Origin of the sequence: Nostoc sp. (genome assembly GCF_036917535.1) — a bacterium.
GTDB lineage: Bacteria > Cyanobacteriota > Cyanobacteriia > Cyanobacteriales > Nostocaceae > Nostoc.
This window is the reverse complement of the sequence record NZ_JBALDA010000104.1, coordinates 20,160-39,608: the sequence shown is the minus strand read 5'-3', so window position 1 is coordinate 39,608 and position 19,449 is coordinate 20,160. Positions and strand designations below refer to the sequence as shown.

Annotated in this window: 19 protein-coding genes and 1 pseudogene; 8 read left to right on the top strand and 12 right to left on the bottom strand. The window is 42.3% G+C overall.

The window, feature by feature from the left end:
* The 8 genes from V7K56_RS34605 to V7K56_RS34570 all read right to left on the bottom strand — a co-directional run.
* Nucleotides 1–888, bottom strand: an 888-nt coding sequence (locus V7K56_RS34605; RefSeq protein ID WP_334918294.1) for a tetratricopeptide repeat protein, incomplete at its 3' end; no start/stop codon positions are given.
* A 267-nt stretch (nucleotides 889–1,155) separates the two neighbouring features.
* The gene (locus V7K56_RS34600; protein ID WP_334918292.1) at nucleotides 1,156–2,178 is read right to left on the bottom strand and encodes a phycobilisome rod-core linker polypeptide; all 1,023 of its coding nucleotides are present in this window, start codon (nucleotides 2,176–2,178) and stop codon (nucleotides 1,156–1,158) included.
* Between the two features lie 346 nt (nucleotides 2,179–2,524).
* Nucleotides 2,525–2,863: a CpeR family transcriptional regulator gene (locus V7K56_RS34595; RefSeq protein ID WP_334918290.1), complete on the bottom strand. Its 339-nt coding sequence runs from the start codon at nucleotides 2,861–2,863 to the stop codon at nucleotides 2,525–2,527.
* Entirely contained in the window at nucleotides 2,847–3,488 is a 642-nt protein-coding gene (locus V7K56_RS34590) for a chromophore lyase CpcT/CpeT (RefSeq protein ID WP_334918288.1), read from the bottom strand. The genes V7K56_RS34595 and V7K56_RS34590 overlap by 17 nt, the downstream gene beginning before the upstream one ends.
* A gap of 187 nt (nucleotides 3,489–3,675) precedes the next feature.
* Nucleotides 3,676–4,209, bottom strand: a complete 534-nt coding sequence (locus V7K56_RS34585) for a phycobiliprotein lyase (protein ID WP_334918286.1) — start codon at nucleotides 4,207–4,209, stop codon at nucleotides 3,676–3,678.
* 352 nt (nucleotides 4,210–4,561) lie between these two features.
* A complete protein-coding gene (locus V7K56_RS34580) occupies nucleotides 4,562–5,320 on the bottom strand; it encodes a phycobilisome rod-core linker polypeptide (protein ID WP_334918284.1) in 759 nt (252 codons plus the stop codon).
* 473 nt (nucleotides 5,321–5,793) lie between these two features.
* Entirely contained in the window at nucleotides 5,794–6,657 is an 864-nt protein-coding gene (locus tag V7K56_RS34575; protein ID WP_334918282.1) for a phycobilisome linker polypeptide, read from the bottom strand.
* A 445-nt stretch (nucleotides 6,658–7,102) separates the two neighbouring features.
* Nucleotides 7,103–7,681, bottom strand: a complete 579-nt coding sequence (locus tag V7K56_RS34570; RefSeq protein WP_334918280.1) for a phycobilisome protein — start codon at nucleotides 7,679–7,681, stop codon at nucleotides 7,103–7,105.
* Nucleotides 7,682–7,980: 299 nt separating this feature from the next.
* Between V7K56_RS34570 and V7K56_RS34565 the strand changes: the two genes are divergently transcribed.
* The 3 genes and pseudogenes from V7K56_RS34565 (at nucleotide 7,981) to V7K56_RS34555 (ending at nucleotide 9,961) form a co-directional block, all read left to right on the top strand.
* On the top strand, nucleotides 7,981–8,643 hold the full coding sequence (locus V7K56_RS34565; RefSeq protein ID WP_334918278.1) for a HEAT repeat domain-containing protein: 663 nt from the start codon (nucleotides 7,981–7,983) through the stop codon (nucleotides 8,641–8,643).
* Between the two features lie 152 nt (nucleotides 8,644–8,795).
* Nucleotides 8,796–8,996: a hypothetical protein gene (locus V7K56_RS34560; protein ID WP_334918276.1), complete on the top strand. Its 201-nt coding sequence runs from the start codon at nucleotides 8,796–8,798 to the stop codon at nucleotides 8,994–8,996.
* A 165-nt stretch (nucleotides 8,997–9,161) separates the two neighbouring features.
* A pseudogene (locus V7K56_RS34555) lies at nucleotides 9,162–9,961 on the top strand (IS1 family transposase).
* Between the two features lie 154 nt (nucleotides 9,962–10,115).
* Here the strand turns inward: V7K56_RS34555 and V7K56_RS34550 are convergent.
* Nucleotides 10,116–10,940, bottom strand: a complete 825-nt coding sequence (locus V7K56_RS34550; RefSeq protein WP_334918274.1) for a pentapeptide repeat-containing protein — start codon at nucleotides 10,938–10,940, stop codon at nucleotides 10,116–10,118.
* Between the two features lie 115 nt (nucleotides 10,941–11,055).
* Here V7K56_RS34550 and V7K56_RS34545 point away from each other — a divergent pair, with 115 nt between their 5' ends.
* The 4 genes from V7K56_RS34545 (at nucleotide 11,056) to V7K56_RS34530 (ending at nucleotide 15,178) form a co-directional block, all read left to right on the top strand.
* Entirely contained in the window at nucleotides 11,056–11,634 is a 579-nt protein-coding gene (locus V7K56_RS34545; protein ID WP_334918272.1) for a phycobiliprotein lyase, read from the top strand.
* A gap of 333 nt (nucleotides 11,635–11,967) precedes the next feature.
* The gene (locus tag V7K56_RS34540) at nucleotides 11,968–12,702 is read left to right on the top strand and encodes a 15,16-dihydrobiliverdin:ferredoxin oxidoreductase (protein WP_334918270.1); all 735 of its coding nucleotides are present in this window, start codon (nucleotides 11,968–11,970) and stop codon (nucleotides 12,700–12,702) included.
* A 94-nt stretch (nucleotides 12,703–12,796) separates the two neighbouring features.
* Entirely contained in the window at nucleotides 12,797–13,564 is a 768-nt protein-coding gene (locus V7K56_RS34535) for a phycoerythrobilin:ferredoxin oxidoreductase (protein ID WP_334918268.1), read from the top strand.
* Between the two features lie 384 nt (nucleotides 13,565–13,948).
* Nucleotides 13,949–15,178 carry a M20 family metallopeptidase gene (locus V7K56_RS34530; protein WP_334918266.1) on the top strand — a complete coding sequence of 410 codons (1,230 nt, stop codon included), beginning with the start codon at nucleotides 13,949–13,951 and terminating at the stop codon, nucleotides 15,176–15,178.
* 265 nt (nucleotides 15,179–15,443) lie between these two features.
* Here V7K56_RS34530 and V7K56_RS34525 read toward each other — a convergent pair whose 3' ends face one another.
* Nucleotides 15,444–16,946 (bottom strand): sensor histidine kinase, encoded by a 1,503-nt coding sequence (locus tag V7K56_RS34525; protein WP_334918264.1) that lies wholly within the window; start codon nucleotides 16,944–16,946, stop codon nucleotides 15,444–15,446.
* 659 nt (nucleotides 16,947–17,605) lie between these two features.
* On the opposite strand from V7K56_RS34525, the gene V7K56_RS34520 reads away from it, so the two are divergent.
* Nucleotides 17,606–18,424, top strand: a complete 819-nt coding sequence (locus tag V7K56_RS34520) for an SDR family oxidoreductase (RefSeq protein WP_334918262.1) — start codon at nucleotides 17,606–17,608, stop codon at nucleotides 18,422–18,424.
* A gap of 172 nt (nucleotides 18,425–18,596) precedes the next feature.
* Here V7K56_RS34520 and V7K56_RS34515 read toward each other — a convergent pair whose 3' ends face one another.
* Together V7K56_RS34515 and V7K56_RS34510 are read right to left on the bottom strand one after the other, a co-directional pair.
* Nucleotides 18,597–18,743 carry a photosystem I reaction center subunit IX gene (locus V7K56_RS34515; protein WP_334918260.1) on the bottom strand — a complete coding sequence of 49 codons (147 nt, stop codon included), beginning with the start codon at nucleotides 18,741–18,743 and terminating at the stop codon, nucleotides 18,597–18,599.
* A gap of 102 nt (nucleotides 18,744–18,845) precedes the next feature.
* A complete protein-coding gene (locus V7K56_RS34510; RefSeq protein ID WP_334918258.1) occupies nucleotides 18,846–19,325 on the bottom strand; it encodes a Photosystem I reaction center subunit III in 480 nt (159 codons plus the stop codon).
* Nucleotides 19,326–19,449: the final 124 nt, after the last annotated feature.

Here is a 19,449-nt window from a genome sequence, read left to right as displayed (position 1 = left end):
GTCTTTTTTGTGAAAGTAAGCATTCCCTCGGTTGTAGTAAGCTGGGGCGAAGTTGGGGTCAATTTTCAGGGCTTGTTCGTAGTTAGCAATGGCGTAATTGTAGTCTTTTTTGTTACTGAAAGCTAACCCTCGGTTGTTGTAAGCTAGGGCGAAGTTGGGGTCAACTTTCAGGGTTTTGTTGTATTCAGCAATGGCATTGTCGTAGTCTTTTTTGTGAAAGTAAGCATTCCCTCGGTTGTAGTAAGCTGGGGCGAAGTTGGGGTCAATTTTCAGGGCTTGTTCGTAGTTAGCAATGGCGTGATCGTAGTCTTTTTTGTCACTGAAAGCTAACCCTCGGTTGTAGTAAGCTGGGGCGAAGTTGGGGTCAATTTTCAGGGCTTGTTCGTAGTTAGCAATGGCGTGATTGTAGTCTTTTTTGTTACTGAAAGCTAACCCTCGGTTGTAGTAAGCCTGGGCAAAGTTGGGGGCAAGTTTCAGGGCTTTGTTGTAGTCAGCAATGGCGTGATCGTAGTCTTTTTTGTAAAAGTAAGCATTCCCTTGGTTGTAGTAAGCTAGGGCGAGGTTGGGGTCAATTTTCAGGGCTTGTTTGTAGTTAGCAATGGCGTGATCGTAGTCTTTTATGTAAAAGTAAGCATTCCCTCGGTTGTTGTAAGCTAGGGCGAAGTTGGGGTCAATTTTCAGGGCTTTGTTGTAGTCAGCAATGGCGTGATCGTAGTCTTTTATGTAAAAGTAAGCAAGCCCTCGGTAAAAATAGACTATGCTTTGATCCAACTCCTTAATAGGATCTTCAACCTGTTTTAGGGCATCACTGAAGCTGGTAATAGCCTTGTTCCAATCACTAACCGTATAGCGAGTTAGTCCTACAGTAAAAAGGCTTAGATAAACCATTTTATTCAGACTTTCGTGCCATGAACAACTATGTAAATACACTGTGTCAAGGTATCTTATCGTCACCAAAACAGTTTTCTTCTTGCTTTTGGATTTACTTTATAAATAGCCTCTCAATCTTGAGAAATAGTTTCAAAATAATTTTCTGTATATTCAATCTTGGGAAATAATTTCAAATTTTACTAAAGTAGTTTATTTGTTTGCATTAAGAGGGCTGGGTGAGTTAAACTTGCTTAACCCACCCGATAAAATTAAACAGTAGAGAAATTAGCCATTAAAAACGCGACTGCGCCACTTATTCAACCGGGCTTCCCCAATTATCGCAGACCGTCGAGCATCATCAATTTGCTCTTGCAAAGCTGCAATCTGTTTTTCTTGGGCGTCAGTTTGCTGTTGCAAAGATGTATATTCGCCTGTGCTGGTCGGGGAACTGGAAGACTCCCAACTACTACTAAATTTTGTTGTCCCGATAGTGGCAAAGGGTCGTAAGTCTGCTAGTCGTTGTTGCAAAGTTGCAATCTGGCTTTCTTGCTCTTTAATTTTTTGCTGCAAGCTTTCCTCGGCTGCTGTAGAAGCTGCAATAAACGGATTAACTGGAGCAGCAGTAACTGGAACAGCAGTTTCTGGCTTTGGCTTGAATACTTCAGCCAGCAATGCACTAATATCCGTGAGTTTTTGTCTACCGTAAGGAGCGTTGGTAATTAGCGATCGCACCAGTTGAGGTTCATTATTCGTTGCTAAGTTCTTATCACTGCTAGAGTTGCTCCGCAGCAGTTGCAGCATATTGGTAAATTCCAATATCTTTTTGCCCGTTTGGGTTTTGTAACCCCGGTAATATGGCACTATGTTATCCCCAAAGGCATCTAGATACTCGTCGCTATCAAGATAAGAATCAATATCCGCCTCAAAACCCTTCTCATCTAAAATGTTGCTGTGATGTTTCGTCTCGGAGTAGTCATCAGGAGCGCGACCTAGCAGGTGCTTAAAGTTCAGTTCAATTGCACGATAGCGGTAAACTTTATCAAAAAATCTGGAGCGATACAACTCTGATTTGGCAACCTGACGCACAAACTCACGCACATCGATTATACCTTGCTTGAGTTGGGATTCTGGAACTACAAGCCGCTCACTTTCCATGATGTAGGCATTACCTAACACCTGCCGATAAACTGCTCGAATTACAATTTCAATGTCATCAACTGAAGCAGTAGTCCACAGTTCGATGGGTTCTGTTTGGGGAAATGCTTGATATTGGCGTCGTCTGGTTTCTTCGTCTAAGAAGGTTTGCATACTTAGGTTAGTGTGGGTAGGAGTGAGTAATTTGTCAAGTAAAAATAAAATTTCTTTAGTAGGGTAGCAATATTAAATAGCAAAGCCATAACAGACCCTACTTAAGATTTACTAATTACTGATTACTGATATTAACTTATCAACTTTTGGGGAGTTTTTTAGTTACATTTTCTAACAAACTTAGACGGCTAACTATTAATAACTAACAGCTAATCACGATCAGAAATTAGCAATTAGACATTAACAATTAGCCGTCACCTCCCTTGGGGAGCATTTAAAATTCAAAACTTAATTTTGAATTGGAGTATAAACGCCTGTCAGAAAAATTTCTACAGGATAGTAACTCTCAAACACGCTCATCAAATCTAGTGTAGAAACCACCGTATTTTATCCAGTATTGTTTCAAATCATGATGAGGTGTATGTAAACTAGCTTTTGCCTGATATAAAATAACTTGACGATGATCGCCCATCCAGATTTTATTAATGGGGTCAACGGATATTACTGTCCCTCCTAAAGAAGCAACGCATTCAGAAAATCTCTCAATCGTTGTATATTCCAATGTCTCGAATATAAAAAAGTTACCCGAACAAATCAAATGGCGGCTGCGAATCCAGCAGCGCATCTTTTTTTCAGCCAGTGGAGGCAACATTTTGGTTTCAATAGATTCAAGCTGAATCAACATTTCTGGCGCTCACCGCACGTAATTCCTCAGCAAAACTTTCCCGTTTTTCAAATTGTAATGGACCAGCAGTAGATCCCCATATTTGCTCGTGGGATGCAATGTCCATACCTTTATCTAGACTTATCCAAGTACGCTCGGTTATTTCTACTTCGCTGACAAGATATGTCTGGCATCCATTGCGTTTAATCAAACATTGATTACCTGGTTCTACATTACCTCGAAACATTTCACCTTCTCGTTGGAAAACCATTGAACAGTGATAACGCCGTTCGATGCTTTCTGGGGTGATGGTTTTGAGGATATCTAATTCACGAGCTGCACCTGCATAAAGCATCTGGTCTTTCAAGCTGTAATTTTCGATATAAATGCGATCGCCCCAATCGACTAGTCGATGTACTCCTTGACGATAGGGTGTCCATAAATCGTGATCGTAAGCTTGTTCAGAATAAAAACCGATGCCAGAAAAAAATTCAAAGGGTAAAGGACGAAAATAAATGTGAATATGGGCGTAAAGTTGCGGATTTGCAAAAGATTGCTTGTAGTTGCTAAAATCTCCTGCCATCCAACAGGCTAAGGTGAGCAAATCGCTAGCGTTGGTGCTAGATTCGCTGGGCGCTATTATCACGTCGCTTCGCTCCGAATTCAAAATTCAAAATTCACACATTACAATCCCCATAAATAAATTTATGAGCCACTGCGGTCTTGGGGTTTCCCCAAGTAGAGGAGGCAGTGCGGTCTTGGGGTCTCCCCAAGTGGAGCAACTGCCGTCAAGTGGTGGAGCTTGTACCTTTTTATGTTTTAACCTGATATTGCTAAGTTGAACTTGACAAAGAGCGAATCTCAGAAGAAAAGGAAGCTGTTGTCACGCCTTTACCATCACTGGTTTTAATCATCGCTACCCGAAATCGGAGATTTGGGTTGGTAAACCAAATTCGCTCCTCAGCAGCAGCGAGTTCATACTCTGTTAGCAGGGTAAAAATACCATCGTCACTTAAATGATATTTAGCCACTGCTGGGATTGTTTCAGCGTAACCCTTGTCGCGCAGGAGTTTGCCTCTAGAAGGATTTTCGACATCGGGAATTGGTACTAGCACATTACTACCAGAGATTGGTTTATCGTCCCAGTCTGACTCACCTTCCCAAGTCATCCGAAAGGGATGAATGATACTGGCGGGTTCAGTGTCATACAATTGACAGATTGCTAGCACTGCTGGATCGTTGGTGGATAAAGACTCAATTTCAATGTTAGACAATACTTCTTCAAAATGGGCGAATGCTAAATGATGAGCGCTACGCTGCGATCGCCATCGTCCAATAGAAAGTTCAAAAAATTCAGTAATTTCCATTAGAAAAATGATTTTAAAAAAGTAACTTAAAACCCAAGAGATATCTTGGCTAAAAAGGAGGTTATTCTCCTAGTCTATATGTTAGCCTGCTTGACCACAACAGCATTGGGGAGTGCTGAGACGCGATTAATCACATCTGTATAAGAGTTAGGAGTACAGACGCGATTAATCGCGTCTGTACAAGAGGCAGGAAGCAGGAGGCAGAAGTTCTTTAATTTTGAATTTTGTTAGCGCAGCGTAAAGCCTTCTCTTCGAGAGGCTTTGCCAACGGCATGGCTTCGCTTAGAGCGAGTCCGCGAGCGTCATTTTGAATTTTGAATTGATTTGTCCCCACTCCCTTACTGAGACAAACCTAAGCAACTTCAGTGATACTGATAATTTTGCCGCCTGTGCGATGAATGTTTTGCACTTGTCCAGACAGTTGGTTGTAGTTTACTACATATTCCAGGTTGCCCAGATGAGTACGGCGATTACCTGCACCTTTGACAACCTTAATCAAAAAGCGTTTGTCGGTGCTGCTGACACTAGAACCAGCGGCGGGAGCCTTGATGGATGTGGGTAAATTAGAACCGATATCGCCAATCAGTTTGGCTTTGCGAGCGCTATCACTGCTAGCGAATCCTCTCACTAAGCTAAAGGTTCGGTTAAAGGTAACATTCTTAATTCCGATTTGGGAACTTGTGCTGCGAACATAGGGAACTATATTCTCGCCAAAATTCTGCTGATATTCGTTGCTATCGATATAGGATTCGATCTCAGCATCATAGCCCTGTTCGTTGTAAATGCGGACGTGTTCGGAAATCTCTGCTTGATCGGCAGGAGCACGTCCTAGTAAATGTTTGAAGTTCAGTTCAATGAACCGATACTGAGAAGAAGAGTTGAAAAACAGGGATTGATAGAGTTCTGATTTGGCAACGGCGTTGACGAATTCGCGGACGCTGATTATGCGATCGCGCAATTGTGATTCAGCAGTGGCTAATCGCTCACTTTCTAATAAGTAAGCATTACCCAAAACCTGTTTGTAAACGGCCCGAATCAGTGTTTGTAATTCACTTTCGCTGGTGTTCGGACGCAGCTCAACAGTAGGTGAATCAATAGCCCAAAGTGACATTGAAGTATCTCCTGAAAAACGCTAATTAAATTAAATTTCCGAGCATCCTACCCCTTGTAAAGGTAGAATTTACTATCAGTTGTCAGTTATTTTTGCTACTGACTAGCTTTTGTAACTTTAATTTATGAAAGTGTGTTGCATGTCTTCGGATATCACAACTAACGGCAAAATTAGTCAAACCCTAGATTAGCGATCGCTTTGGCTAACTTTTGAGCGATTGGGATTTACGCAAACTACAGCCGAAAAGAATGATTTTCAGGTAAAGGAAATTTATGTAAACCTATACCCCTACAAAGAAGCAAGCTATGCAAAGAGTCTTGTAAAGAAGCAGCTTACCATAAGGTATTGCTTCTAAGTGCGTGTAGTTTTGCGTAAATCCTGGAACGATCAACACTGAGGATTAAAAGACTAGAGACTGAGTATAGCGGAATTATTTCCCAATCCCTAATCTCTAAATCCCCAATTTCTATTCTTTAGTTGACAGGGGTAATACTGGCGATCGTACCACCCTGTTGGTGAATCCGCTGATACTCTTGTGAAAGCTTATTGTATGGTACGAAGAAGACTTGGTTACTGCGGCGATATTTGGAAATATTATTTACCACATTTGCCTTGTAGCCAGTAACTTCAATCCGGTAGACCTTACCATCATCATCAGATCCCACACCCTGACGAGTGCGAGCAGTAGATGTTGGGTTGCGGAATGCAGCGCCTTTGCTGGCTGGTGAAACCACAGGAGTAGGCGTGCTTTGAATTAGCAGACTGTTTAATTTTGGTTGTTTGCCAGCTAAGTCACCTTTCAGGCTGCTGCTAGAGGAACCACGTACCAGTTGGAATAAGTGGGTAAACTGAACCAAACTCTCGATAGCTTCGGTTTTGTAGCCTCGAATATAAGGCACAATGTTTTCCCCAAAAGTTTCTTGGTATTCGTCGCTGTCTAGATAAGAATCAATCTCACCTTCAAAGCCCTTGGTATCCAGAATAGTGCTGTGTGTACGCGTTTCTTCTAAATCCAATGGCGCACGACCAAGGAAATGTCTAAAATTTAATTCAATCGCCCGATAGCGAGGGGTGCTATCAAAAAACCGCGAACGATAAAGTTCCGATTTCCCAACTTGACGCACAAACCCGCGAACGCTAATTTCACCCTGTTTTAGTTGGGATTCAGCAACAGAAAGCCGCTCACTCTCCATTACATAAGCATTGCCTAGAACTTGCTTGTAGACAGTTCTAATTACGGTTTCAACATCCTCATTGGAGCGATTTGGCCACAGATCAATCGGATCGGTGTCTTCAAACAGAGCGACCCCTAATCGTGATGCTGGTCCAAAAGCCATTCAAACTATCTCCCACTTAACAACTAAATTTTATGAGAAGAATATTCAGCAGACGTTAAAAAACTTTACATCATACTGACAAAGTAGGGGACATAGAGACTTTAAATCCTTATTAGTCGTGATGATTTTAAGTTTTTGCATCGTTTGCCTTTACATATTTTGATACGATGCCGAAACCATATTTATTAAAATTTATTAAGTTAAATAATACTTTAGAGAAAATTAAGCTTTTTTTTAGTATTTGATTTGCAATTGGGATGCAAGTGATGGTATTGTGCCATTTCCTTGAGCCAGAGTATTAATTGTGCCGAGCCACTCAAGTTTATCAGGGTAAGTGGGCAAGAATAAATTCAACTATATTATGCAATGTGAAATTAATTAAGATTGTCTGTTAGTCAAAGCTGAATGACTACAAACCTTTAATTATTCATGCCCACTTAACTTATCAAATTTGGAAAGTAGCTAGTTGGCTGATTAAATGGTCAAAATAGGGAGCAAGAGTTTGCTGCTGATCGCCTTGGCAGCGTTTCAAACTAGCAGCTTTGATGCTTTTTAACCCTAAAACCATTGCATCCAATGGAACTTGTAATTCCTGATAGAGCAAATTCATGTGGTGTAGTCCTGTGGGATTTGTATATTCAGTATGGCCACCTGCTATGCCATAAGTAATACAGCGAAGAAAATGCCAAAAATCTCGCCAGCAAGCTTGGGCACGTTCAGGTGGATAAAGACCGCCTCCAGGCTGGATAATTTCGGGATAAGTTGCCAAAACTTGCTCCCTAGCTTCATCAATGATTTCGGCTGCGCGATCGCGTAATAAGACAGCAACAGGAATCAAGGCTGAATTATCCGGTGACAAGGCTATAATCTGCAATAAATCTTCATCGCTTAGATAGCGAAAAGCATCATCCGCAGCTTGAAATATAGCGATCGCAGCTTTTGGATGGGACTGTTCCCAATCAGCAAAGCTGACAATTCTAGCTTTGGCGATTAATTCTTTAACGGTTTCGTTTAATTGAGTCATTAGTTTAGGGAATAGGAAATGGGGCATTGGGGGGGAGCAGGGGACAAGGGGGACAAAGGAGACAAGGGGGACAAGAGGAATTATTGAACAAATTTCTCTTTGAAGTTCTGATGCCTACGGCGGGCTGCGCCAACGCCGGAAGCCGACGCTTAGACTTCTCTCCTTGTCTCCCCCCTCTGACTTGTCTACCTTGTCTCTTTTTCATGCCCAATGCCCTTAAATTCAATCTTCTTAGAATGCGATCGCCATTTGGTGACATCTGTAAAATAAAGTAAAGAATAGTTGTACCAAATGCACTTATGGAAATCCATAAAATCCAAGCTGAACTAAAGAACCCAGATTTGCACTATCGTTTGAAGGCGATCACTGCCCTCAATGATTATGAATCAGAAGTTGCAGTTCCTCTGCTTACAAGTAAACTTCATGACTCAGAATTTTTAGTGCGTTCTTTTGTGGCTAGAGGTTTGGGTAATCAACAATCAGCGGAATCTTTTGCGGCTTTGATGCAAATTATGAAATTTGATGATACTCCCAACGTGCGGGCTGAGGCGGCAAATTCTTTATCGCTATTTGGCAGAGTCGCAGTTTCTCATCTAGTTTTGGCATATTATCAGGATGACCACTGGCTAGTTAGGCGGAGCATTTTGGCTGCGATCGCTGAAATGGATTGCCCTGAAGAACTATTTGATATATGCGTTCAGGGTTTAAAAGATGAGGATTTCACAGTTCGGGAATCTTCTGTTGATGCACTTGGCTTACTGACTAATTCTAGCCAACATGCTGCGGCATTATCCCAAATACTAATGTTGGTGAATGATGAATCTTGGCGGATGCGCGTGCGAGTTAGCTATGCCCTCAAACGATTTGATGAGCCAGAAGCTAAAGCAGCCCTTAACCAACTTAGACAGGATGAGAATCACCGAGTTGTTGGAGCTGCTTTAGAAGACCTATTGCCACAATAGCGACTTAGGTTTGTCCGCAATGCAATTATTGTGAGAAAACTTATCAGAGAAACATTAAATATTTTACCTTACCTTAAATTTGACCAAATTATCCGGTTAATTTGCCAAAATCTCGAATAAAAGATCAACTTTTTCTAGATGAGGAGGCATTTGTGACTGATATCCAAACTGGTCAAATGACTTGGCTACTACCAGGTTCCTCAGAATGTGCCTTACATTTGCGGCATAATGCTTCGGAACCTTGGCGATCGTATAAAGAATTTCCACAATATTTTCTACCCGATCCGCCCGGTTTTTCCGAAGGATACGCGACATTTTTAGCACTCCTGAAAAAGAACTGGCAGCCTTTGTAAACTCACTACAGAACAACTAATACCAATTCAAAATTCAAAATTCAAAATTCACGCATTAAGAAAACCAGACATAACAAAGGTATGTCCGTATGTATCTGTAGCATTCTTTTTTCAAATTGGTATAATTGGCGTTGCATAATTGAAGTATGAATTCTAGCGATCGCTATGCAATGTCCAAGGTGTGCATCAACTCATATTCGCAAAAATAGTAAAAAAGCAAGTAAACTTGCATTACATTTGCGCTCAGTGTAGTCGTCAGTTTATAGATGCTTACGATTTGCAAGGTTATTCTGAAGAAATAAAACGTGAGTGTTTAGAAATGTATGTGAATGGTCTAGGTTTTCGAGCTATAGAGCGGCTAAAAAATGTGCAGACGCTCGCGGACTCGCTAACGCTTCGCTATCATACAACTGTAATAACTTGGGTCAAGAAAGCAGGTAAGATTTTACGGAATTCACCAGCAAATGATGAAATACCTGAAGTGACGCAGGTAGATGAATTAGAAACTTTTGTTGGTAAAAAAAACCAAATTTGGCTGTGCACAGCAGTTGTAGGAGCATTATCCGGGGATTTTCGCTTGGGTTTTGGGAGATAGGAGCTCTAACACATTTAAATTGTTGTGGTTGATTATTAAATGTTGGAATTCATATTTTTATGTTACACGAGGCTTCGCAGTTTATCCTTGTTTTATTAACAATGAATACCACATTGTTAGCAAAACATATATGACAAGAGTCGTTCGCGCAGCGTCTCCCCTTGGGAGAAGGTGAAAATAGCCGTTTAAGACCGGAGGCGGAGCGTCTCCGGCTCCGCATTATCTAGTTCGCCTACATCGGAAAACTTTCTGCTACTCTAAAAGCGAAGAAATGCTGAAATGTTCAATTCGATTAGTAATATATTATCTCAAGTACGGTTCCGTGGCGCTGCGGGCGCTGTGCGCCCGCAAGCTTGAGGCGATCGCTTGATTCATACTTCCATTCAGCAACGCCGTATAATTAAACAATTTTTGATTTTGGGTCGCACCTTTACTACGCTGTCAGCGCAAATTGGATTTTGGATTTATTTCGCCCACAAAGAGCGCGGCTTGCATCTAAAATCTCAAATCTCAAATTGGTACGGTCAAGCACTCAAACTTTCACGAGTTGTTGTGCGGGTATAGGCGTTCCAAACGTCGAGTTCTGAATGTGGACGGCTGAAAAGCATAGCTTTAGCTGTTTCTGTGAGTCCTTGAGCAAGAGTAAAATCTGCCCCAGCGATACTTAGAAGATTCTCTATCTCTGCATCACTGAGATCAGTTGCTCGCAAGTCTGTATCCCGCAAATCGGCTCCAGTCAATCGAGCTTTTCGTAAGCAAGCCCCTGTCAAATAAGCTTTTGTGAGATCGGCACCACTCAAATAAGCACCTTGTAAATTGGCTCCTGTCAAGTCAGCGCCACTCAGGTAGGCTCCACGCAGATTAGCACCTTGTAAATCTGCATTTCGTAAAGAAGCTGTATTGAGAAAAGCACCATTGAGATTAGCACCTGGCCCTACCGCTCCAGAAGTTTTGTAATTATATTTTTCGGGCCATTTCGTTTGTGAATCATAACGTGCTACTTGGAGTTTGGCTTCTTGCAAATTTGCGCCACTGAGATTTGCTTGTTGGAGGTCAGCACGGTTTAAATAGGCTCCCTGTAAATTAGCCCCACTCAAATCGGCTCCTTGCAGATTAGCGCCTCGCAAATCTGCTCCGCTCAAATCGACATTACTTAATACCACCTCACTGAGGTCGGCTCCTAATAGCTTGGCTTTACTCAAGTTAGCTTGTCGTAAATCGACTTCCCTGAGATTGAATTGGTACAAATCTATCGAATCTACAAGGGTTCCGGCTTTGAGGGCTGTTAAGATTTCTGGAGTTGGACTGGGGCGAACGCTTGTAATAAGTTGAATTTCACTATTTGTCATCAGCTGATTAAAATATCACTTTTGGAGTTATTCTACACTTTAGCTAAATCGGGACTTCATCTCATCACTCAGTATTAATAAAGCCAAAATTTGATCAAACGAGGTTTCAAAACAGATGCATATAATACCGCCTTTAACAATGATCGACTTCTTCCGTAAAAGTGAAGGTACATGGTTTACGGAACGCTCCGTTCATCATTTTGACTCGGCGGCGGATGAGTCGGGGGAGTCGAATTTGATTATAAAAGTTATGGAAAAGGACGATCCGAAAGTCCAAGAAGTTTGTAAAGCCCAAGGGATAGATCCTAGTAAAGCAACAAGCGGTGCTAGCTTTGCATGGCAGGCTAACCTAGATACCAGGCTACTGAATACCGATAATGCTGCGATTTTGGTTGATGTTCCCGACGAAACGAGGCGTTCTGGAAAACTGATTCGCAACCAAGGCTATGTTGAGAGCATTCCGGTTGTGAGCCGATATCGGTTTGCCGATGATGGAGTGCTGACAATTGATACTGACTATGACAATAATCAAGGTCAGGAACGTTGTTGGTTTATTACGGATGATTTTCGTGTCAGGGTCAGTACTGTGCGAATGATGAACGGAATCAACTTAATGACTTATTGTTCCGAGCGTCGCTGTGTTTCCCAAGAAGTCTTGGAGCAAATGATCAGTCGCAATCATGCTAGGCGTTAGTGAGGAGCAAAAGAGGCAGGGGAACAGAGGAAGGGGACAAGGGGGACAAGGAGGAATTATTGAACAAGTCTCTCTCCGAAGTTCTGATGCCTACGGCGGGCTACGCCAACGCCGGAAGCCGGCGCTCAGACTTCTCTCCTTGTCTCCCCCCTCTTCTTCGTCTACCTTGTCTCTTCTCCATGCCCAATGACGGCAGTTGCTTCAAGTCGGCAAAGCCGCCCAACGCACTGCCTCCCCAATGTCCCATTAAGGAATGTTGCTTTGTTTCTCATAAATGAGACGTGCATGATTGCCATCACTTATTTTCATGCAAGGGTTAACAAATCATGCTCCATGTATAAGCCTTTCCTGGAATTTTTAGAAAAAGAGCTATTTCAGCGGTTTGATTTACAAAGTAGGGTCATTCCCCCTGGTTTGGAATTCAAAGTTAGCGATCGCGGCAGAAACCCAGCAACTATTCGCAGTTGGTGTTACCGATGTCAAGAGTTGCGGAAAATTCGCTATACCTACATTGATGCTGGGGAAAGCGCTCAAATTTTTAACAGCGTAATTTATCCCAGTCATTACTACGATTTACCTCTGTTAGGGATTGATTTTTTATCCTTTGGTAAAGTCAAAAACCTGATTGTGCTTGATTTTCAACCTTTATTTCAGGATGAAGATTATCAAAAAAAATATATAGTTCCGCTAAAATCACTTCATGATAAATACCCAGATTTGGCACAAAACTTAGAAATGAAGTTTTACGATGCCAACCAGTATTTTTCTAAATACCTATTATTTGCCAAAACAGACCCCCAAACAGTGGCAACGCGAGTTTTTGAAGCTTTTCAGGATTATTTAAACTTGTATTGGCAAATGTTAGCAGATGCCGAACCGCTGCAAGACCCTGAAGATATCCAGCAAATTGTCAAAGCCCAAAAAGACTATGACCAATATAGTGCAGACCGCGATCCAGCATCTGGTTTATTTAGCAGTTACTTTGGTCATGAATGGGCAGAGCGCTTTCTCCATGAATTCTTATTTGAAGATGCTGTTCCTTTAGCAGTCGGTGCCAGCAAAAGATGACCGATTGGGCATTAGGGATTATTAATTTTGAATTTGCAAAAGATGACTGATTGGGCATTAGAGATTATTAATTTTGAATTTTGAATTTTGAATTTTGAATTCGGAGCGAAGCGACGTGACACTCTATCAGCCATTTCTCGATTATGCGATCGCCTATATGCGATCGCGTTTGAATTTACAGCCCTATCCTATCCCCACTGGGTTTGAGTCTAAGAGTGCTGTTGTGGGCAAGGGAAAGAATCAAGAAGAGGTTGTCACCACCAGTTATGCCTTTCAAACTTCAAAATTGCGGCAAATTCGGGCAGCTCACGTCCAGGGTGGCAATTCGCTACAAGTGCTGAATTTTGTGATTTTTCCCCACCTCAACTACGATTTACCATTTTTTGGGGCAGATTTGGTGACATTGCCAGGAGGACATCTAATTGCTTTGGATATGCAACCTTTATTTCGGGACGATCTAGCATATCAGGCAAAATATACTGAACCAATTTTGCCCATTTTCCACGCCCATCAACAACATCTGTCTTGGGGAGGAGATTTTCCAGCAGAAGCACAGCCATTTTTCTCTCCCGCTTTTCTGTGGACTCGTCCCCAAGAAACGGCTGTCGTAGAAACTCAGGTGTTTGCCGCTTTCAAAGACTATTTGAAAGCTTATCTAGATTTCGTGGAGCAAGCAGAAGCTGTAACAGATTCCCAAAATTTAGCAGCTATTGAGCAAGCCCAACTGCGATACCTACGATATCGGGCTGAAAAAGATCCAGCACGAGGGATGTTTAAACGCTTCTATGGTGCTGAATGGACTGAGGAGTATATCCACGGATTTTTATTTGACCTAGAGAGAAAATTAACAGCTATTAACTAGAAACTTTTTGACCGCACTCAGTGCTGAGTAGAGTGTCAATGAAGACTCGTTCAAGTCACGTTAAACTGGGAAAAGAATCTAAGTTATACCAATTCAAAAAATGTTTGCGACATGATACGCCAACGCGCACCTTTTTCGGTGCCTTGGAAAAGGTTGGGAAAAGGTCTTACCTATATACAGCAGATTGCAAGTAAGTGAGATACAAAATCCAGGACTGATTTATCAGATATAAAGAGTTTCTACCTCTTCGCTCCTGCTTCCTGCCTCGTGCCTTCTGCCTCAAAACCCGTAACGAAAGTACTTCATGCAAATGAAAACTGCTGTATGTGTTGCATTCTTTTTTCAAATTGGTATTAACTGTACTTAAACTAGTTTGTCTTCATAATGGTTTCCACCTTTCCCAATCCTTCTTCTGTCGATCTATCTCGTATCCGACTTTCGATCCGCTCATTGCAACCGCAATTTGTAGAGTGGCGGCGGCGATTGCATCAACAACCAGAGTTGGGTTTTCAAGAAAAACTGACGGCTGAATTTGTATCACAAAAGCTGCAAGAATGGGGAATTGAGCATCAAACTGGCATTGCCCACACTGGCATTGTTGCCATCATCAAAGGCAACAAACTTACGACGACTCCCCAAGTTTTAGCGATTCGCGCGGATATGGATGCTTTGCCAATCCAAGAACTCAACGAAGTGCCGTACAAATCGCAGCATGATGGAGTGATGCACGCTTGTGGACATGATGGACATACAGCGATCGCTTTAGGTACAGCTTATTATCTCCAGCAGCATCGCCAAGACTTCTCCGGTATCGTGAAAATTATCTTTCAGCCAGCGGAAGAATCACCAGGAGGCGCAAAGCCGATGATTGAAGCTGGTGTTCTGAAAAATCCAGATGTTGACGCGATTATTGGTTTGCACTTGTGGAATAATTTGCCTTTAGGAACAGTGGGTGTGCGTGCTGGGGCGTTGATGGCAGCTGTGGAGTGCTTTAACTGCACAATTTTGGGCAAAGGTGGACACGGCGCACTACCCCATCAAACTGTTGACTCCGTTGTTGTTGCTGCCCAAATCGTCAATGCTTTGCAAACCATTGTCGCTCGGAATGTTAATCCTATTGATTCAGCAGTAGTGACAGTGGGAGAACTTCACGCTGGAACCAAGCGTAATGTGATTGCTGATACAGCAAAAATGAGTGCCACTGTCAGATATTTTAATCCTAGTTTGAAAGGCTTTTTTAACCAGCGTGTCGAGCAGATTATTGCTGGAATTTGTCAGAGTCATGGTGCAAATTATGACTTAGAATATTGGTCACTTTATCCACCAGTAATTAATGATATTAAAATAGCAGAACTAGTGCGATCTGTAGTAGAAGAAGTGGTAGAAACTCCTCTAGGTATTGTGCCAGAATGTCAAACTATGGCTGCTGAAGATATGTCATTTTTCTTAGAAGAAGTTCCTGGTTGTTATTTCTTTCTGGGTTCTGCTAACTCCGCGAAAGACTTAGCATATCCCCATCATCATCCCCGGTTTGATTTTGACGAAACCGCCTTGGCAATGGGTGTAGAAATATTTGTTAGATGCGTGGAAAAGTATTTTGTTTCATGTCATTAGTCATTAGTCATTTGTCCGTTGTAGTCACAAATGACAAAGCGCAAAGTCGAGCCAGTCGCAAGGGAAAGGGTTTCCCGAATTGGGCTTTCCTGGCGTTGAGCGGAGGTTTCCACGCTCTCGCGCAGCCCGCCGCAGGCATCAGACGGCAGTTCCTTTAAGCGGGGGAACCCCGCCAACAGACTGCCTTAACTTTGTAAGAGAGGACTTTTGACCAAGGACAACCATAACAAAAATTTTCACAATTTCATTTAGGATTGCTATATCTCTAATTCATGACCGTCGGTTTCTGTTTATTGCTAACTTCTAAAGGCAGGAAAATCGTCATCACTTCCCCATAGTGTGGACGTTGACGCACAATTAGTTTGCCACCGATCGCCTGAAACAAATGCTTGGTTGCAGCGATATTTAAACTAATCGTACCTGTTTCTGGTTGGAACATCAGCAGTTGACCTAGAGCTTTGCGAATTGGTGGCGTTGCAGGTATGGTGGCTTTATTTGAATCTTTGCACCTCAATTGCGGCGATAATTGTAACTTCAGTTGATCTCCCGCTGGGATAACTTGTACTTGAATATGGCTGCCAGCAGGTAAGCTGCGAGTAAAATTTTCCATCAAACCAGTAAGAACTTGATCCAGCATGGTAGGATTACTTACCACTGTCGGTAATTGCTGGGGTAAAATAACATTTAAAGTTAAGTTCCGCCGATGCGCTGCTTGTTCCCAACGAGGAATGCTCTGCTGCAACACTTGATCTAAAGACATCGGCGTGAGTTGAGTTTTTGACGATTTTGCTGAGGCAGTAGTTTCTAGTTCTGCGGCCTTAAACAGCAATTCCATGCGGTCAATTTGCTCGGTACACTCATGATCGATAATTTTTAAGCGATTGATCGCGCTAGCATCTAAGTCTCGCCGCTTTAACAACAGACGAGTCATGGTGCGAATAGTTGTTAGAGGTGTGCGGACTTCGTGAGCAAAGGCTTGGAGCAATTCTACGTCAGGATTTGGGGAAGGTGGGACCCCCTTTGGGGATAAGGGGTAATGGGCATTGGGCATTGGGCATTGAGGGATAACTCTTCTCCCGTGCTCAAGAGCTTCTTCCTCAGTACCTAGTAAAGAGTCTCTAGTCTCTTCTGATTCTGTTAATTCCTGAAGCAATAACTGACTAAAGTGAATCATCATCCGGTAGTCTGGTGCTACCGGAGAATACTGTTCTACTAATGCGTCCAAGCGGGCGAAAAATTCTGGATTAGCCAGCATTACCCGTGCCCCTAGCGATCGCCAAGCCTGCTGCACTACCTCTGGCTCAAAAGAAAATGAAAAAGTTTTTTTACCGTTTTTGTGGGTTGCTAAAACTAGTACTAATCTAAATTTATCTGTAAAAACCAAGCAAAACTGCTCTGCCCCCAGCGGATCGGCAGGTAGTAAAGGAAGTACCGATTCATGAGGAGCAATTTCTTCATTAACAGACGTGATTGCACCTGGCATCTGAAATGGCATCAGCGCCAAGGGGTTAAATGGTTTTGCCGTAAAAGTTACTGTTTGTAAACTTTGAGTCAGTTTTGGCTGACTAAATAAGGGTGCTGGTGCAGCTAAAACTAATCCTTGGGTTGTGTCAACTGAAGGGGATGCTAAAGTATTTAATAGCAAATGTTCTGTCGCTGCGAGGCTGACACGCCACTGCTGCTCTGCTTTAGCAGGTAAACATTCTGCTACACTTGATTGATTTTCAGCCAAGATTTCGCTCAGGCTTGGCAACATCCATTCGTACACAGGTTTTCACCCCTTAATTCAAGAGCGACTAACAGCGTCTAGGTTAGACATTTCACTACTATTAAGAGGTTATACCTATTTATGTATTGGTGACAGTGGTAGAACCGAACAATTTAGGGGCAATTTCCCCTATGATGAACTGGATCAAAAACTTAAAAGTCGGACAAGTAGTCTACCTGCAAAGTCTACAGAGGGCAGTATAAGATTATCGTCAGTTCTCATTGAATGAAGAATGAAGCCAAAAAGGAGGCATTGTCTTCAAACATCCCGCACTGGCTAGCCTTCAGTTTAATGAAGTGGGCAACTTATTTCCTGGAGAGCCAATACATCATCTAATAAAAAAATTGTTCCTACTCCCCCAAGAACACAATTTAATGATCCAGACCAAATACTAGAATCTCAAGAGCGTGCAGATTAGCTATTTGCAACGGCTAGTCAACTCTCTGTGATATCGCTCAACATCTGAGTGAAAGAGACTTGTTACCTTCGCGTTTAGCAATTTCTTGGGACACTTGCTCATAGCAATTACTACTGCTGGAATTATCGGGAAATCCCCCGACAATCAAAAGCCGATCATAGCGGTTATTTCGTAGGTGTAGCCCGTCGTAGACATCGCATTTTTTGAGTAGATTAAAAATAGACTATCTCAAAGGCAATTTATGACTTCTTTTGAAACTTCAGTCGAAGATTTGGTACTAGTTGCTGGTGCCACTGGTGGAGTAGGGCAACTAGTGGTAGGCAAGCTGCTGGAGAAAGGCTTGAAAGTTCGTGTCTTGACACGCAATGCCGCAAAAGCTGAAAAGATGTTTAACCAAAGAGTGGAAATTACCGTTGGCGATATCCGCCAGCCAGCTACATTGCCAGCTGCAATGCCAGGTGTTACCCACATCATAAATTGTACTGGAACCACCGCCTTTCCCTCTGCGCGATGGGAGTTTGACCAATCCCCGAACTTGATTGAATGGGGAATTATTTTTCTTAATCCCAAATCTAGTGAAGCAAAAGCAAAGAATAGTCCGGCAAAAATTGATGCTCAAGGTGTCAGCAATCTAGTAGCAGCAGCACCCCAGAATTTGAAGCGATTCGTTTTTGTCTCTTCTTGTGGAATTCTCCGTAAAAATCAGTTTCCTTTTAGTATTCTTAATGGTTTTGGCGTGTTGGATGCCAAACAAAAAGGCGAAGAGTCCATTATTAATTCAGGATTGCCCTACACCATTATCCGCCCAGGACGCCTCATTGACGGGCCCTATACCTCATACGATCTCAACACCCTCCTGAAGGCAAAAACTGGGGGTAAATCCGGTGTAGTCATAGGCACTGGGGATACACTTTCGGGTGATGCCAGCCGGATTGATGTCGCAAACGCTTGTGTAGAATGCCTTTTTCAGCCAAGTAGCTCTAGAAAAATTTTTGAAATAGTCAACCAAGGACAAAGACTGCCTGTGATTGACTGGGAAACTCTTTTCTCTTTGCATTAATATTCAGGAGGCAGAAAGCGACGGGAAACTCCAGAGAGCAAGTGGCGTGGATGAGGTTGTTCCCCCCGTCGCTTGGGCCAAGCAGGGCATTGTGGCGGTACGATCTTCCCCATGCCCAAAAACTCCATCCCGCAAATGGCGTGGAGTTTTTCATTAGCAAAAGTCAAATGATTTACGGTAGAGGATGGAAAAAAGTCCCATATTGTAACCCAGGAAAAATGTAATTCAATTCAATGAAAATCACTGCTAAAATAACCACTCCTAATGTAGCAACTACAGGAAGCATTGTGAGATATTTCAACAAATAACGTGACTCCATGTTTTTCTCCTAAATCAACTAAGTTTACATTGACATTCAGTCATTTTCCTAAGGTTAATTAACAGTTAATAGTTAATCAAAACCATCAACTGTCAATAACCTTTAGCGAATTGAAATTGGAATTTCCTCATCCTTATTAACCAAGTCACCACTGAGAAATTCTTGAACTGCTGATGCTGGCCAAAGGAAAGCCAAGATCATACATTTAACGAACAGTGGTACATCGATAAATATTTCTTTTTCTTCTTGGGAACCAAGTTTTTGAATTGCCCGCAAATAGGAACGACCAGTCCAGCCAATCCAACCTGCAATATAGAGAAATATCACTATGGGAATCAGCACGTCAAGGGCAAGGCTGAAGCGGTCAAGAACTAAATGAGGTAAACCATCCTCGCCACAGAGTAACCGAGAATAAGCCTTTAATGGCTTTGTCGTATAATAACTATCAGCAGCATTTTGCACTCGTTCTACAAATGTAGACGATTCGGCACAAGGTACTAATATAGTGTTCTCCGCTAAAGCTGTGGGGGCAATATTAAGCCAGAGAAAAATTCCCAAAATTAAAGCAAATACTCGTTTCACAATTTTGTCCTTTGTTAGTAGGATGAACAATCCGTACTGATAATTATTGACCTTAGGAGTTTTGAATTCATGGCTTTTAATACCAATTCAATTAATGATTGCAACACATTCTTGGGTAAAGACG